This is a genomic window from Microbacterium telephonicum, from assembly GCF_003651225.1.
GTDB lineage: Bacteria > Actinomycetota > Actinomycetes > Actinomycetales > Microbacteriaceae > Microbacterium > Microbacterium telephonicum.
The window spans coordinates 591,730-604,857 of sequence record NZ_RCDB01000002.1 but is presented as its reverse complement, the minus strand read 5'-3'; the positions used below and the strand labels follow the sequence as shown (position 1 = coordinate 604,857).

The 13,128-nt window shown below is 69.1% G+C and carries 14 protein-coding genes, 5 tRNA genes and 1 other RNA gene; 11 read left to right on the top strand and 9 right to left on the bottom strand.

Going from position 1 to position 13,128, the window contains the following annotated elements:
* The first annotated feature begins 70 nt into the window (after nucleotides 1-70).
* Both C7474_RS07875 and C7474_RS07870 read left to right on the top strand, forming a co-directional pair.
* Nucleotides 71-1,306, top strand: a complete 1,236-nt coding sequence (locus tag C7474_RS07875; protein WP_121058670.1) for an ammonium transporter — start codon at nucleotides 71-73, stop codon at nucleotides 1,304-1,306.
* A 99-nt stretch (nucleotides 1,307-1,405) separates the two neighbouring features.
* On the top strand, nucleotides 1,406-1,918 hold the full coding sequence (locus C7474_RS07870; RefSeq protein WP_158597314.1) for a type II toxin-antitoxin system PemK/MazF family toxin: 513 nt from the start codon (nucleotides 1,406-1,408) through the stop codon (nucleotides 1,916-1,918).
* 132 nt (nucleotides 1,919-2,050) lie between these two features.
* Here C7474_RS07870 and C7474_RS07865 read toward each other — a convergent pair whose 3' ends face one another.
* A complete protein-coding gene (locus C7474_RS07865; RefSeq protein WP_121058666.1) occupies nucleotides 2,051-2,398 on the bottom strand; it encodes a YnfA family protein in 348 nt (115 codons plus the stop codon).
* Nucleotides 2,399-2,465: 67 nt separating this feature from the next.
* Nucleotides 2,466-2,541 (bottom strand) — tRNA-Val (locus tag C7474_RS07860).
* Between the two features lie 159 nt (nucleotides 2,542-2,700).
* On the opposite strand from C7474_RS07860, the gene C7474_RS07855 reads away from it, so the two are divergent.
* The 6 genes from C7474_RS07855 (at nucleotide 2,701) to C7474_RS07830 (ending at nucleotide 5,391) form a co-directional block, all read left to right on the top strand.
* Nucleotides 2,701-2,773: transfer RNA gene (locus tag C7474_RS07855), tRNA-Gly, on the top strand.
* 55 nt (nucleotides 2,774-2,828) lie between these two features.
* Nucleotides 2,829-2,899 (top strand) — tRNA-Cys (locus C7474_RS07850).
* A 27-nt stretch (nucleotides 2,900-2,926) separates the two neighbouring features.
* A tRNA-Val gene (locus C7474_RS07845) sits at nucleotides 2,927-3,001 on the top strand.
* Between the two features lie 225 nt (nucleotides 3,002-3,226).
* Nucleotides 3,227-4,411 carry a serine hydrolase domain-containing protein gene (locus C7474_RS07840; RefSeq protein WP_121058665.1) on the top strand — a complete coding sequence of 395 codons (1,185 nt, stop codon included), beginning with the start codon at nucleotides 3,227-3,229 and terminating at the stop codon, nucleotides 4,409-4,411.
* Between the two features lie 9 nt (nucleotides 4,412-4,420).
* The gene (locus C7474_RS07835; RefSeq protein ID WP_121058663.1) at nucleotides 4,421-4,957 is read left to right on the top strand and encodes a LytTR family DNA-binding domain-containing protein; all 537 of its coding nucleotides are present in this window, start codon (nucleotides 4,421-4,423) and stop codon (nucleotides 4,955-4,957) included.
* Between the two features lie 5 nt (nucleotides 4,958-4,962).
* On the top strand, nucleotides 4,963-5,391 hold the full coding sequence (locus tag C7474_RS07830) for a hypothetical protein (protein WP_147436692.1): 429 nt from the start codon (nucleotides 4,963-4,965) through the stop codon (nucleotides 5,389-5,391).
* A gap of 331 nt (nucleotides 5,392-5,722) precedes the next feature.
* Here the strand turns inward: C7474_RS07830 and C7474_RS07825 are convergent, their stop codons facing one another.
* Entirely contained in the window at nucleotides 5,723-7,033 is a 1,311-nt protein-coding gene (locus tag C7474_RS07825; protein ID WP_121058659.1) for an HNH endonuclease signature motif containing protein, read from the bottom strand.
* 90 nt (nucleotides 7,034-7,123) lie between these two features.
* Nucleotides 7,124-7,777 carry an SIMPL domain-containing protein gene (locus tag C7474_RS07820; protein WP_121058657.1) on the bottom strand — a complete coding sequence of 218 codons (654 nt, stop codon included), beginning with the start codon at nucleotides 7,775-7,777 and terminating at the stop codon, nucleotides 7,124-7,126.
* Nucleotides 7,778-7,919: 142 nt separating this feature from the next.
* Between C7474_RS07820 and ssrA the strand changes: the two genes are divergently transcribed.
* Together ssrA and C7474_RS07810 are read left to right on the top strand one after the other, a co-directional pair.
* Nucleotides 7,920-8,293: a transfer-messenger RNA gene (gene ssrA, locus C7474_RS07815) on the top strand.
* 323 nt (nucleotides 8,294-8,616) lie between these two features.
* Nucleotides 8,617-9,030, top strand: a complete 414-nt coding sequence (locus C7474_RS07810; RefSeq protein WP_121058655.1) for a hypothetical protein — start codon at nucleotides 8,617-8,619, stop codon at nucleotides 9,028-9,030.
* A gap of 41 nt (nucleotides 9,031-9,071) precedes the next feature.
* On the opposite strand, the gene C7474_RS07805 is transcribed toward C7474_RS07810, so the two are convergent.
* From C7474_RS07805 to C7474_RS07795, 3 genes are read right to left on the bottom strand one after another with little or no spacing between them, the layout of a single operon-like run.
* Nucleotides 9,072-9,611, bottom strand: coding sequence for a YaeQ family protein (locus C7474_RS07805; RefSeq protein WP_121058653.1), 540 nt, complete (start codon nucleotides 9,609-9,611; stop codon nucleotides 9,072-9,074).
* A 2-nt stretch (nucleotides 9,612-9,613) separates the two neighbouring features.
* Complete coding sequence (locus tag C7474_RS07800) at nucleotides 9,614-10,195, bottom strand: hypothetical protein (RefSeq protein ID WP_121058651.1); 582 nt, start codon at nucleotides 10,193-10,195, stop codon at nucleotides 9,614-9,616.
* 18 nt (nucleotides 10,196-10,213) lie between these two features.
* Complete coding sequence (locus C7474_RS07795) at nucleotides 10,214-11,044, bottom strand: inositol monophosphatase family protein (protein WP_121058649.1); 831 nt, start codon at nucleotides 11,042-11,044, stop codon at nucleotides 10,214-10,216.
* Nucleotides 11,045-11,137: 93 nt separating this feature from the next.
* Here C7474_RS07795 and C7474_RS07790 point away from each other — a divergent pair.
* A tRNA-Lys gene (locus tag C7474_RS07790) sits at nucleotides 11,138-11,213 on the top strand.
* A 164-nt stretch (nucleotides 11,214-11,377) separates the two neighbouring features.
* Here C7474_RS07790 and C7474_RS07785 read toward each other — a convergent pair.
* Both C7474_RS07785 and C7474_RS07780 read right to left on the bottom strand, forming a co-directional pair.
* Nucleotides 11,378-12,604, bottom strand: a complete 1,227-nt coding sequence (locus C7474_RS07785; RefSeq protein ID WP_121058647.1) for an MFS transporter — start codon at nucleotides 12,602-12,604, stop codon at nucleotides 11,378-11,380.
* A complete protein-coding gene (locus C7474_RS07780) occupies nucleotides 12,601-13,080 on the bottom strand; it encodes a MarR family winged helix-turn-helix transcriptional regulator (RefSeq protein WP_121058645.1) in 480 nt (159 codons plus the stop codon). Before C7474_RS07780 ends, C7474_RS07785 begins: the two co-directional genes overlap by 4 nt.
* Nucleotides 13,081-13,128 lie beyond the last annotated feature (48 nt).

Sequence of the window (13,128 nt, the reverse complement as noted above, 5' to 3'; positions counted from 1 at the left end):
CCCGAATCGCAGCAAACCCGACCTGCGGCGCGCCGGGACCGAGTTACACAACACATGAGTGAGGAACTTCATGGACAGCGGAAACCTCGCGTGGTCTGTCGCGGCGACAGCCCTCGTGCTCTTTATGACGCCGGGTGTGGCGTTCTTCTACGGAGGCCTCGTCAAGGCGAAGAGCGTCGTCAGCATGATGATGCTGAGCTTCGGTGCGATGGGACTCGTCGGCGTGCTGTGGATCCTGTACGGGTTCAACATGTCCGGCATCTCCGAGACCGACGGCTGGACGTTCACCTTCTCGGGTGACCCGTTCGCCGACTTCGCGCTCGCCGGCGCGAACAGCGACACCCTCGTGGGCGCGACCTTCGGCGCCACCTTCGCGATCATCACGGTCGCCCTCATCTCCGGTGCGATCGCCGACCGCGCGAAGTTCGGCGCATGGATGATCTTCGCCGGCATCTGGGCGACGGTCGTCTACTTCCCGGTCGCCGCGTGGGTGTGGGGCGCGGGTGGCTGGATCTACAACCTGGGCGCCGCGTTCGGCGTCGACTACAGCGTGATCGACTACGCCGGCGGCACCGCGGTGCACATCAACGCCGGTGCGGCGGCCCTGGCCCTCGCGCTCGTCCTCGGCAAGCGCGTCGGATTCCAGAAGGGCATGCACAAGCCCCACAATGTGCCGCTCGTCATGCTCGGCGCGGCCATCCTCTGGTTCGGCTGGTTCGGCTTCAACGCCGGCGCCGAAGGCACCTTCGGCCTGCTCGGCACCGAGGACCAGGCGGTCGGCACGATCGTCATCAACACGCTGGGCGCGACCGCGGCGGCCATCATCGGCTGGATCGTCGTGGAGAAGGTCAAGGACGGCAAGGCCACGTCCGTCGGCGCCGCCTCGGGCGCCGTCGCCGGTCTCGTCGCCATCACCCCGGCCTGCGCGGCGCTGACGCCCGGCTGGGCCCTGCTGCTCGGTGTTATCACCGGCGCCGTCTGCGCCCTGTCGATCGAGCTCAAGTGGAAGCTCGGCTACGACGACGCGCTCGACGTGGTGGGCATCCACCTCGTCGGCGGCCTCATCGGCACGATCTACCTCGGCTTCTTCGCCACCGGCACCGGCCTGTTCACGGGTGGCGACGCGACCCAGCTGATCATGCAGGTCGTCGCGGCGCTCGCGGTGCTCGTCTACTCCTTCGTCGTCGCCTACGTCATCGGCTTCGCGATCGAGAAGACGATCGGCTTCCGTGTCAAGAACGAGGACGAGATCGCCGGCATCGACACCGTCGTGCACGGTGAAGAGGGCTACGCCCTGGTCGACTGACCCGTCACTGCAACACACAGCACCGGAGGGCGCTGGGCTCCGGCCCGGCGCCCTCTGGCGTGCGCGGGCGGTGCGGCCGCGGGCGGTAGCATCCGTCGGGTGGGACTGTTCTCCTGGATCGGACGCCTCCTCGGCGGATCGCAGCGCGCCGCGCGGAACGCCGCGCGACGCTCGACGACAGTCGGGAGCGGCTCCGCGACGCGCCAGGTCACCGATCCCGGCAAGCTCGCCGTGCGCCTGCGCTACGCGCCGCTGCGCAACGGGGGAGCGGATGCGGGGGAGATCGTGTGGGGGTGGGTGCCGTTCGCGGAGTCGCCGTCCGAGGGGAAGGACCGGCCGCTGCTGGTCGTCGCGCCGCAGGACGCGTCGCGCGTGTACGCCGTGAAGCTCACGAGCAAAGCGCCGACCTCGCCCGCTGCGATCGCGCGGCACGTCAGCATCGGCACCGGGCCGTGCGACCGCCGGCGGCGCGAGTCGTGGGCGAACCTCGACCAGCTCTACAGCGTGCACGTGCGCGGCATCCGTCGGGAGGCGTCGGCGCTCGACAAGGGCACGTTCGCTCGGGTCGCCGCGACGCTCGCGAAGCGGTACGGGTGGCGCAACGAGGTCTGAGCCGCGGTGCTCGACGAGCAGTTGCAGCGGGCAGCGCGGGATGAACAGCGGCAGGAGCGCGACCAGCCGTCAGTCGGTGAGGGCTCGGACGCGGGTGACGGCGCGGACGAGAACGAGCGGCGCTGATCCGGCTCAGCCCTCTGTCGACGAGGCCGCCGGCGCGAAGATGATGATGGCGGCGCCGAGCAGAGCGACGCCGGAACCCACGTAGTCCCACGTCGTCGGTTTGAAGCCGTCGACGACGATGCCCCATGCCAGCGACCCGGCGACGAACACACCGCCGTACGCGGCGAGCACGCGTCCGAAATGCGCGTCGGGCTGCAGCGCGGCGATGAAGCCGTAGGCGCCGAGGGCGACGATGCCGAGGAGCGCGAAGAGCCAGCCGCGGTTCTCGCGCACGGCCTGCCAGATCAGCCACGCGCCGCCGATCTCGGCGACGGCGGCCAGGACGAACAGGATGATGATGCGCGCGGTGGTCATGCGCCGATTCTGTCAGCGCCGTGTTTCACCGAAACGACGAAGCCCCCGCCGAGGCGGGGGCTGTCGATGGTGGGCGATACCAGACTCGAACTGATGACCTCTTCCGTGTGAAGGAAGCGCGCTACCAACTGCGCCAATCGCCCGTCGACGCGGAATTTTCATCCGCGGCCGAGAGTCGATGCTACCGGATGCGGGCGCCCGCGACGAATCGGCGTCGGCGACACGCGCGGGGCGCATCCGGTTTTGCGCTGGGGTGAACCTCGGCTAAAGTCTTACGAGTGCCCGGATGAATCCGGAAACACGCGGATGTAGCGCAGTTGGTAGCGCATCACCTTGCCAAGGTGAGGGTCGCGAGTTCGAGTCTCGTCATCCGCTCGAGTGCGGGGATCTCTTTTCGAAGAGGTCACGACACGTGGGACGAACCCCACACGGTGGCGTGGCCGAGCGGCTAGGCACCGGCCTGCAAAGCCGTTTACACGGGTTCGAATCCCGTCGCCACCTCGCCTGACAACTGAACAGCCTTTTTAGGCGCGATTGGCGCAGCGGTAGCGCGCTTCCCTGACACGGAAGAGGTCACTGGTTCGATCCCAGTATCGCGCACCACCTGAAACCCCCGGTCCCACCGGGGGTTTTCCGCTTTCGGCGTGGGTACTCGGCGGGCCTCGCACGCGGTGTCGTGCCCGGCCGTGCCCGTGCGGGCGGAGTTCCACTCACCCGCGTCTCGCGACCGGTCATCGCCTGTGGCGGGCCGGTAGACATCGTCGCGTTCCACGTCGTCGGCGCGCGCTTCTACGGTCGACTCGTCCGCACGAGCAGAGGAGACGGGACATGAAGAGGCGCGCCAAGATCGCACTGGGTGTGGTGAGCGGGGTCGCCGCGATGGCCGTGGCCGCAGCAGGAGCCCTGGCGTATCTGAACAGACCGCTCTCGCGCGCAGAGCTCGACCGCGAGGTGGAGGCTCTGCTGCAGAAGGCCGTGGCCGAGGAGCCGACTCTGACAAGCGCCCTCCTGACCGTGCATCGCGACGGCGACGACCGTGCCCTGCAGTACGCGGTCGGCGTGCAGCGCGAGGGCGGTGAGGCGGTGACGGTGCACAGCGCGTACCACTCGGCCAGCGTGGGGAAGACGATGCTGGCGGTGGTGTACGGGCAGCTGGTCGATGAAGGGGTGATGAGCTTCGGCGACCCGATCACGGGGGTGCTCGATCCGAGCACGCTCGAGGGCCTCTTCGTCGTCGACGGCGTCGATCACGCCGCGGACGTGACCTTCGGTGCGTTGCTGGGACACACGTCCGGCGTCGCCGACTACTTCGAAGGCCCGGTGACCAGTGGGATGCCGATAATCGATGAGATCGCCGCAGACCCCGATCGTCGATACACCCCGGAGTCGCTGCTCGCGTTCTCGCGCGAGCGTCAGCATCCGGTCGGCGTCCCGGGAGAGAGGTTCTCGTACTCCGACACCGGCTACATCCTGCTGGGTCTCGCGCTCGAACGGATCGAGGGGAAGCCTTACGCGCAGATCCTGGAGGACCGTCTGTTCGCGCCGCTCGCGATGGAATCGAGCCGGCTCATGACCGAGTTCGGTCCCGGCTCCGGAATCGTCGCGCTCCGCAGCGGCGACCTGGATCTGAGCGAGCGCGGCGCTCTGTCGGTCGACTGGTCCGGGGGCGGGGTCGTGACCACGATGGACGACCTGCTGTCCTTCTCACGAGCACTGCACGGCGGCGTGCTCGTCTCCGAACGGGTGCGGCGACATCTCACGGACTTCGCGAGCGAGATGGATACGGGCATCCGCTACGGGATGGGGATGATGCAATTCCGGTTCAGTGAGCTCTCCCCGTTGCTGTTCACCATGTCGGACGTGCACGGTGCCGTCGGAGCGACCGGCACGTTCGCCCTGTACGATCCGAGCAGCGGCACCCACTACATCGCGAACTTCGGTTCTCTCGACTACGCCGAGAAGGCGATCGAGAAGCTCGTGGAGATCCGCCTGCTCGTCGATCGACTCCGGTGAGAGGGACCCATGGTGCGGCTCGTGTGCTCGCCGCAGATCGATGAGCGCGTGCGCCGCGCCCTGGCCGAAGCAGGGCTGGAGGACGACGGCACGGGATGGGCGCTCGTCGAGCGCGGGCTCCCCGTGCCCGAAGGGACTCCGGCAGTCGTGTTCGACCCGGTCGACCACGTCGAGGCGGTGCGGATGCTCGCCGCGGGGCTGCGCCTGCCCCCTGATGCTCCACGGATGCTGACGGGGCAGCGAGGGACGGGTTTCACTGTGATCGCTCCGCGCGACGTGCACTACTTCGAGGCGGGCTCGGAGGGCATCGTCGCCGTGACCGCCGCGGGGGCCTTCCGGGTGAGGGAGACCCTGCAGCATTACGAGAACACGTGGAGCGGCCTCGGGTTCTTGCGAATCAACAAGTCTCAGCTGGTGAGTCTGCGGCATGTCAATGAGATCGTGCCCTGGTTCAACTCCCGTTACGTGCTGCGTCTCACCGGCGGCGCGGAGCTCGAAGTCTCGAAGACCTACGCCAAGCACCTGCGCGGTGCGCTGAGGATGTGACGGCCGTGAACTACGCCAATGTGGGGAAGTCGCTGCTGCTGGGTCTCGGGATCGGCGTCGTGCTGATCGTCGTGACCCCCGGTGAGGGGACCGCGCTGCTCCGTGTCGCGTCCGTGCTGGCCAGTGGCGGGATCGGCCTCGCCGTGGGCCTCGTCACCGAGTGGGTGACCTCGCTTCTGCCGATCCGCCTGGCGCGCCCGGCGTTGTACTTCGCCATCAACGGAGCGATCGCGGTCATCACGACCGCTGTCATCCTCGGGACGCTGCTCCTCGTTGCGGGGGGATCCGCCGCGGAAGGGTGGGGGTCGGTGCTGGCGCTGGTCGTCGGGATCGTGGTGGTTGCCAACGTCGCGGACTACCTGCTGTACCGTCGCACCCTCCGGCGCCTGCGGCGCCTTCAGGCCGGCCTGGAAGACGGCGGCGCGGGGGAGTAGTTCCCGGTCGTCGAGTGAAGAGCTTGACAGCGATGGTGGATGCGCGGGTTTCGATAAGCGCGCTGCGCGCGCTACTCAACCACCGGGAAGTTCCGGTCGTTGAGCGAGGAGCGCAGCGACGAGTCGAAACGCGCTGGGCTTGGCGGCGTCAGTGGGTGCGGGGGTTTCGATACGCCGGCTGCGCCGGCTACTCAACCACCGGAGGCTCCCGGTCGTTGAGCGAGGAGCGCAGCGACGAGTCGAAACGCGCCGAGCCCGGCATCGATGTGGGGTGCGGGGGTTTCGATACGCCGGCTGCGCCGGCTACTCAACCACCGGTGGGTGCGGGGCGTCAGAAGGGTGCCGGCTCGAGGGACTCGGCGCTGGCGGGTGGGGTAGCAGGGGTGAAGGCGACCGGGGGTTGTGGGGTGTCTTCGCGGTAGGTTCTGCCGAGGGGTGAGGTCCATTCCAGGACACCACCCGGGAGTTGTCGGACCCGCCACCTCGTGAACTGCTTCATCGAGTGATGCCGTTGGCACAGGTGAGCGAGGTTGCCGAGGGTGGTGGGGCCGCCGAGGGCGTGGTCGATGGTGTGGTCGATCTCGCAACGGATCGCCGCCCTCCGACATCCCGGGAACCGGCAATGCTGATCCCTCGCCCGCAGGAACCGACGCTGCGACCAGGCCGGACGGTACGCGTCGATCGCGATCACCGACCCGCGCACCGGATCGGTGAGCAACCGCGTCAGCGACGGGGCCTGCGCGGCCAGGCACCGAGCCGTGTCCGCATCGATCGGAGAACGACCCACCAGATCCGCCGGACCCTCATCCGCACCCACCAACGTGAGCGCCGGGACGACCACCTGCACCTGCGCGCGAATCGCACCCAACGTCCCGGGCTGGTCACCGGTCGCCGTCGGATCCAAAGCCGGCGTCCCGGCGAGGAGCAGGTCGGTGAGCACGTCGGCGCGGACCGCGTCGATCCCCCGTTCGTCACCGTCGCCCGGGTCGCGCGCGTCGATCACGGTCTGTGCTTGTTGGGTGAGGCGGTCGAGGATCCCGTCGCCGATCACCGCCGGGACGGTCGCGACCACGTCGCACATCCCATCCCGTCCCGGGAACACCCGCACGCACCGGGCCGTGGCGGCATCCCTGTGGCGTTCCGTGAACGTGCGGTCGGTGAACCGTTCCGCGAGCAGCTGCAGGATGGGGCGCAGCCGGTTCGGGGTACGCCCCTCACACTTCTCGATCGCCTCAGCCTCGAACTCCGGGCGGCGGGCGGCGGGCACGACGTCACCGGCATCCGTGATCACCTGCACCTGACCCCTCGTGATCCGACCCGCCTCCCATGCCTGAAGTGTCAGCGGGTACATCTCCACCAGAGTCCGCGCATCCCCGATGCGTGCCTGCACCGTCCGATCGGTCACATGCAACACACCACCGATCTCGGCCGCGATCGACCGCAACGCCATGTCATGCTCCCGCACCCGCAGAGGCGAACCTGCGGTCTGAGCGTCGGCGAGCTGACCGGCACGCGCGAGGACCTTCACCTCACGGATCTGCGCGGCACGCAACTCCGCGGCCACCGTTTCCACGTCCGCGACGATCTCACCCAGGACGGAGAGATCGTCCTCCAGGGTCGTGATCTTCGTGAACTTCGACATACCCTGATTCTCCCACTGGCCTCGGACATTGATTCGAATGTCCGAGAGGGGTGTGGAGAACCCGAGCCCCGGTTCGGCCCCGGCCGACGCTCACCCCGTCGTGAAGCGTGCCTCGACGGCCGCGCCGATGACCACGTCCTCCGGGCGGAGATCGATCGCCGGTGCCGCGTCGGATGCCGACCCCGCGAAGGACGCGCGCGCCATCATCGGGACCGGCTCGGGGTGCAGCAGACCGACATCGGCGATCTCGACCGGAACCACCGTGTCGCGTCCGATCGCGGAGGCGTACGCCGACGCGCGCAACACCGCGGACGCCACAGCGGCCGCCGCGGTCTCCCGCTCGACGGTGACGCGGGTGTCGGGGGTCAGCATCCATTCGACGTGATCGATCTGCACACCGTCGAGAGACGCGACGGTGTCGAGCCAATGCGAGAGGGCTGGGAAATCGTCGAACAGCGCGGTGATGCGCACAGACGCGTGGTGCACCAGGGGGAGCTGCTGACCCGCATCATTCCAGGGGCGGTTCGACCAGACCGACGCCTGCCCGCTGCTCCACTCCACGATCCGTCCGTCGTCGAGCCGACCTTTGAGATCGGTGCGCAAAGGCTCCGCCGCCGTCGCGAGCGCCTCGACCACGCCACCACGTGTCGGGCCGTCGACGGCGACAGTGACGTGTGCTCTGGCCTGCTCGGGCGCGACGCGCGTCTCGTGACTGCCTCGGACGGTGATGACGACCTCGCTCATGTGGCGACCCTACCCGTCGCGTGCGCGCCGGTGCGGAATGGCGGAGGTCCGGCATCCGTTGTAAGCTGTAATGCTCGGATGCCACGGCGTCCGAGTTGACAACTCCACAGCGTGACAGTGGCCCACCTGCCGCACGGCGCACGGGGATGATCGGTTTCGACATCGCCTGTGATGCATCGGGAAGCGGGCCGAGGATGCAGGGTTATCTCGTAAACGATCTCTGCGAACCAATAACTGCCGAAAAGAAGCAGTCCGACTTCGCCCTCGCTGCCTGAGCAGCGAGCCCGAGTCCGTCAATCCGTGACTGATCCCGTCACGGTCCTTGGCGTCATCTGAGGGATCTCGCTGCGTGACGGCGTCCGGACGTCACGCGGGACTTTTCCCGGGCTGGGCTCGTCGCCTCCGTTGTCTGTGACCAAGGGGCGGGGCCGAGTAGAACGAACTGCACAGACTGCGCCCGGAGAAGACGACGCTTTTCAGCGATGGACGGGGGTTCGATTCCCCCCATCTCCACGACCACTGTCACCAGACGAAGGCCCCGAGACTCGCGTGATTCCGCGGATATCGGGGCCTTCGTCGTACGTAGCAACGGCCGACTCCGGTGCTGACCTGGTAGCCGGGTCGGGCGGACTCGGGTCGTCCGTGGTGTTCGGCGCAGTGGTGTTGATGATCGCCGCCGTCGGCGAGATCACCCGGCGGACGCTGCGCCCCGCGATATCTGAGGGCGACCCGTCCGGTACCCGCCCGCGCCGTGGCGAACGCGACACCTTCGTCGCTCGCGCGTGCGGCGACCAAATCGGCGCGCGGTCATGGCCACCTCGTGCACCAGGATGGACGACATGAGATCCGCCATCCGCTCGCTGACCGTCATCGTCGCGTGCTCGGTCGCCGTGGGGGCCGCGGGGTGCTCCGCGAGTCCCGACGTCGGTTCGGTGCGGCCGGGAGTTCCTGACGGCATCACGGTGGACCCGATGACCGGCGCACCGGCGGCGGGCTGGATCGAACGGGGAGAGACCTTCGCGGTGGTGACCATGGGCAGCTCGAGCTGCCCGCCGGTCGCGACGGCGGTCGACGCAGACGGCGACGACCTCGTCTCGGTCACGCTCGCGTCGTCACCGAACGATCCGTGCACCGCCGACATGGCGCCGACCACGCACGAGTTCGATCTGCCCGCGGGCGTCACCGCGGGCGCGATCAGCGTGCGAGTCCGATTCGAGGACTGGCCCGACGAGTACCGCATCCCGCTGGACTGAGTCTCGCGGCCGTGCGGACGCCGCCCCGCCGGGTCCCGATGTCAGCCGACGCGCGCGGTGAGGATCTCCGAGCTGAACGACCGCCCGTTCACGTCGAGGTACAGGCGGCCCTCGGTCAGTGAGACGGTGACGGTGTTGCGGCGCTCGATCGCCGCTGCGGCATCGTCGAGGAAGCCGGGCTCGAATCCCCGCACGACGATGTCGTCGGCGCGATGGATCTTCTTGCCGGCGTAGAGCGTCACGAGCTTCGCGGGCTCCCGCAGCGTGTACACCGCGACGCGCTCGGACTGCAGCGAACCGGTGTGCAGGCGCGCGGCATCCGGGGCGCCCACCTCGATCCATGCCTGCAGGGCTCCGGTGAGGTCGCGCACCATGACGGCGGGCTGGTCCGTCGCCGAGATCCCTTCGCTGAAGACGATGCCGTCCTCGAACTCGAGGCAGTACGCCAGCACCCGCATCAGCAGGAACGGTGCGGTCTCGGACGGATGCCGCGCGAGGCGCAGCTCCAGATCCTCGTACATGCCGCGGTCGATGTCGGCGAGCTGCGCTGTGAAGGTGTGGACGGTCGCTCCGGCCGCCATGGTCAGGAGGCGGGGCGTTCGATGAGCAGCAGGTTCTGCTTGGTGTCGGCCATCGTGACCCAGCCGTCGCCGAAGAGGTACGTCATGCCGTACCCGTTCTCGTCGAGGGTGAGTGACTGGTTGGGGTCCTCGGTGAGGTAGTCCCCGTCGGGGCCTTCTTCGATGCGCCACCCCTCGGCCTGCAGCGCCGCGCGCGCAGCCGTGGCCTCGTCGGCGTCGATGGGGGCCCAGCCGAAGATGATCACGTTCCCGCTCGCGACGGTGAAGTCGCCCCACGTGCACGCGATGCCGTCGTCGTACTCGACGTCGCCGATCGCGAACGCGCCCTGCTGGGAGGTCCACTTCTGCGCCTCGAACTGCGCGAGCGTGTCGGCGGCGATGAGGGTGTCGCAGGTGAGGTCGCCGGCCGCGACCGCGGTCGAGGTGGCAGTCGGGGTGGAGGTGGGCCCGATGGCCGACACCGACGGCGTCGGCGAGCCGGCCGTCTCGGCGGGGGCCGGGGCGGTCGTGGCGCAGGCGGCGAGGGAGCCGACGAGCACGGCGGATGCCGCGGCGGCGAGGACGAGACGGGGCAGCGAAGGCATGCGGGTGGGTGCTCCGGTTCAGCGCGAAGGGTGGAGGAGGGAGAGGAACGGGTCGTGCAGGATGCCGTTGGTCGCCAGCGACGAGAGTCCTGCGATCGTGTCGGCCCCGGTGAAGTCGGTGAAGCGGCCGCCGGCCTCGTGGATGATCGGCACGAGCGCGGCCACGTCGTACTCCTTCACGTCGAACTCGGCGACGAACTCGAGGCGCCCTTCCGCGAGCAGCATGTACGGCCACGCGTCGCCATAGCCGCGATCGCGCCAGACCGACTCGGTCAGGCGCAGCAGCGCATCGACATGCCCGGCGTCACGCCACTGGCTGATGCTCTGGAAGCTCGCGCTCGCCTCGTCGATGCGATCCACGTCGGACGTGCGGATGCGGCGTGGCGCGGCATCCGGCACATTCGTCCATGCGCCCTGACCGCTGGCCGCCCACCAGCGGCGACCGATCGCGGGCTGGCTCGCGACGCCGACGCGGGGCACGCCGTCGACCTCGAGCGCGATGAGGGTCGTCCACATCGGGATGCCCTTGAGATAGTTCGCCGTGCCGTCGATCGGGTCGATGATCCAGCGGCGCGACGCGGCGCCGTCGGACCCGAACTCTTCGCCGAAGATCCCGTCCTCGGGGCGCTCGGCGGCCAGCAGCGAACGGATGGCCCGCTCGGTCGCGAGGTCGGCCTCCGTCACGTGCGACGCGTCGGCCTTCGTGCTCACCTCGAGGTCGGGCGCGTCGAAGCGCGACATGCTCACCGCGTCGGCGGCATCCGCGAGGCGTAGGGCGAGCGCGAGGTCGTCGGTCAGGTCGCCGTCGAACGGCGCGCTCCAGGGCGACGTGGCGGCGGGGGAGGTCACCTGACCAGGATAGTCAGCGCCCGACGCCCCGATTGGCGGTGAACGGCATCGGGATGGTAACGTTGACCCTCGTTGCCCCACAGTGAGCAACGAGCACCTCTAGCTCAATCGGCAGAGCAACTGACTCTTAATCAGTGGGTTCTGGGTTCGAGTCCCAGGGGGTGCACCACACCTCGAAGACCCCCGGCGCGTCCGGGGGTCTTCGGCTTTCCCGGCGCGGCGCTGCGCCGGGGTTCGGCTCCTGAATCGCCGAGACCCGCCTCCCGCGTCGAGACCCGCGATACGGATGCGGGTCTCGACGCGAAAGGCGGGTCTCGAGTGTGGGGGTCGGCGTCAGGCGGCGTCGCCCACGAGGATCGCGGCGGCCTCGTCGGCTTCGTCGACCTCGGCGTGGTCGATGCGCGCGAGCGCGCGACGGCCGGCGAGGATGGTGCCCGCGGCGATGAGCACCGACAGGGCCGCGACGGCGAACGGGACCCAGGCGCCGAAGGCGTGCCACAGCAGGGCGGCGAGCGGGGGCGCGGCGGCGCCGCCGAGGAAGCGCACGGCCGAGTATGCGGACGAGGCGACCGAACGGGGGAGGTCGGTGGCCTCCATCACCGACTCGGTGAGGATCGTGTTCATGAGCCCGAGCAGTAGGCCGCCGACGACGATGCAGACGACGAGGCCGGCGGGGGAATCGACGACGATCGCGGCGGCGATGAGGTCGAGGGCGAGCAGCGGCAGCACCGCGAGCATGGCCGTGGTGCGCCGCATCCGCCGCAGCAGGATCGGGGCGACCCACACGCTCGTGATCGCGAGGGCCACCCCCCACCCGAAGAACGTGAGTCCGATGCCCATCGCCCCGAACCCGAGCGGGAAGGGCGTGAAGGCGAGCAGGACGAAGAACCCGATGTTGTAGAAAAGTGCGGCGACGGCGAGCACCGCGAGGGCGGGCACCCGGAGCGCCTTCAGCGGCGCCGACAGCGGGATGGGCTGCCGCGTCTCGTTCGGGGTGCGCAGCAGCACGAGGATCGCGATGAACGCGATCGCCATGAGCGCCACGACGCCGAAGAACGGTCCGCGCCAGCTCACTTCGCCCAGGATGCCGCCGATGAGCGGGCCGATCGCGATGCCGAGCCCCAGGGCCGCCTCGTAGAGGACGATGGCCGCGGCGCTGCCGCCGGATGCCGATCCGACGATCGTCGCGAGCGCGGTGGAGATGAACAGGGCGTTGCCCAGGCCCCAGCCGGCGCGGAAGCCGATGACGGCTTCGACGGACCCGGAGACCGCGCACAGCAGGGCGAAGACGACGATGAGGGCGAGCCCGACCAGGAGGGTCTTCTTGGCGCCGATGCGACTGGAGACCCAGCTGGTGACGAGCATCGCGAGCCCGGTCACGACGAGATAGCTCGTGAACAGCAGCTCGGTCTCGACCGGCGTCGCCTGCAACGACTCGGCGATCGCGGGGAGGATCGGGTCGACCAATCCGATCCCCATGAAGGCGACCACGCACGCGAAGGCAACGGCCCACACCGGCGCCGGCTGACGCCAGACGTTCAGTTTCTCTCCCGAGCTCATCGGGCTCCCTTCTCTGCGGTCGTCGCGACCGTCTCGTCGGCACCGGGTGCGGCATCCGCCGTCGCGCCGATGCGTTCCTCGAGGATGTGCGCGGCGCGGCGCAGCACCGTGCGGTCCACGTCATCGAGTTCGGCGAACCTCGGCTGCAGGGCGGTGGCGAGATCGACCCGCCACTGCCTGAGCGCCGCCAGCCCGGCCGGTGTCGCCGAAAGCACCGTCGCCCGAGAGTCGGCGGGATCGGCGCGTCGCTCGAGCAGTCCGTCCTCGGCCATCTGGCGCGCGAGGCGGGTCATCCCGGGCTGACTCACACGACTGAGGTGGGCGAGGTCGCCGAGCCGCTGCGGGCCGTGCGTCTGCAGCAGGGTGAGCGTCCGCCACTGCGCGGAGGGTGTCTCGGATGCCGTCTCGAGCGCCGCCACGCGGGTGAGCGTGTGCGCGGCGAACAGGAGGCGCAGGAGATCGTCGCTGTCGGTCACCCGAAAAACGATAACAGAGGTATATAACTCCGGTATCTAAATGTGGGT

Bases quoted from the DNA above. Each gene is read 5' to 3' on its own strand.
- C7474_RS07875 (WP_121058670.1), top strand. From the start codon at position 71: ATGGACAGCGGAAACCTCGCGTGGTCTGTCGCGGCGACAGCCCTCGTG.
- C7474_RS07865 (WP_121058666.1), bottom strand. From the start codon at position 2,398: ATGACCACCGCGCGCATCATCATCCTGTTCGTCCTGGCCGCCGTCGCC.
- C7474_RS07840 (WP_121058665.1), top strand. From the start codon at position 3,227: ATGAAGAGGCGCGCCAAGATCGCACTGGGTGTGGTGAGCGGGGTCGCC.
- C7474_RS07835 (WP_121058663.1), top strand. From the start codon at position 4,421: ATGGTGCGGCTCGTGTGCTCGCCGCAGATCGATGAGCGCGTGCGCCGC.
- C7474_RS07825 (WP_121058659.1), bottom strand. From the start codon at position 7,033: ATGTCGAAGTTCACGAAGATCACGACCCTGGAGGACGATCTCTCCGTC.
- C7474_RS07820 (WP_121058657.1), bottom strand. From the start codon at position 7,777: ATGAGCGAGGTCGTCATCACCGTCCGAGGCAGTCACGAGACGCGCGTC.
- C7474_RS07810 (WP_121058655.1), top strand. From the start codon at position 8,617: ATGAGATCCGCCATCCGCTCGCTGACCGTCATCGTCGCGTGCTCGGTC.
- C7474_RS07805 (WP_121058653.1), bottom strand. From the start codon at position 9,611: ATGGCGGCCGGAGCGACCGTCCACACCTTCACAGCGCAGCTCGCCGAC.
- C7474_RS07800 (WP_121058651.1), bottom strand. From the start codon at position 10,195: ATGCCTTCGCTGCCCCGTCTCGTCCTCGCCGCCGCGGCATCCGCCGTG.
- C7474_RS07785 (WP_121058647.1), bottom strand. From the start codon at position 12,604: ATGAGCTCGGGAGAGAAACTGAACGTCTGGCGTCAGCCGGCGCCGGTG.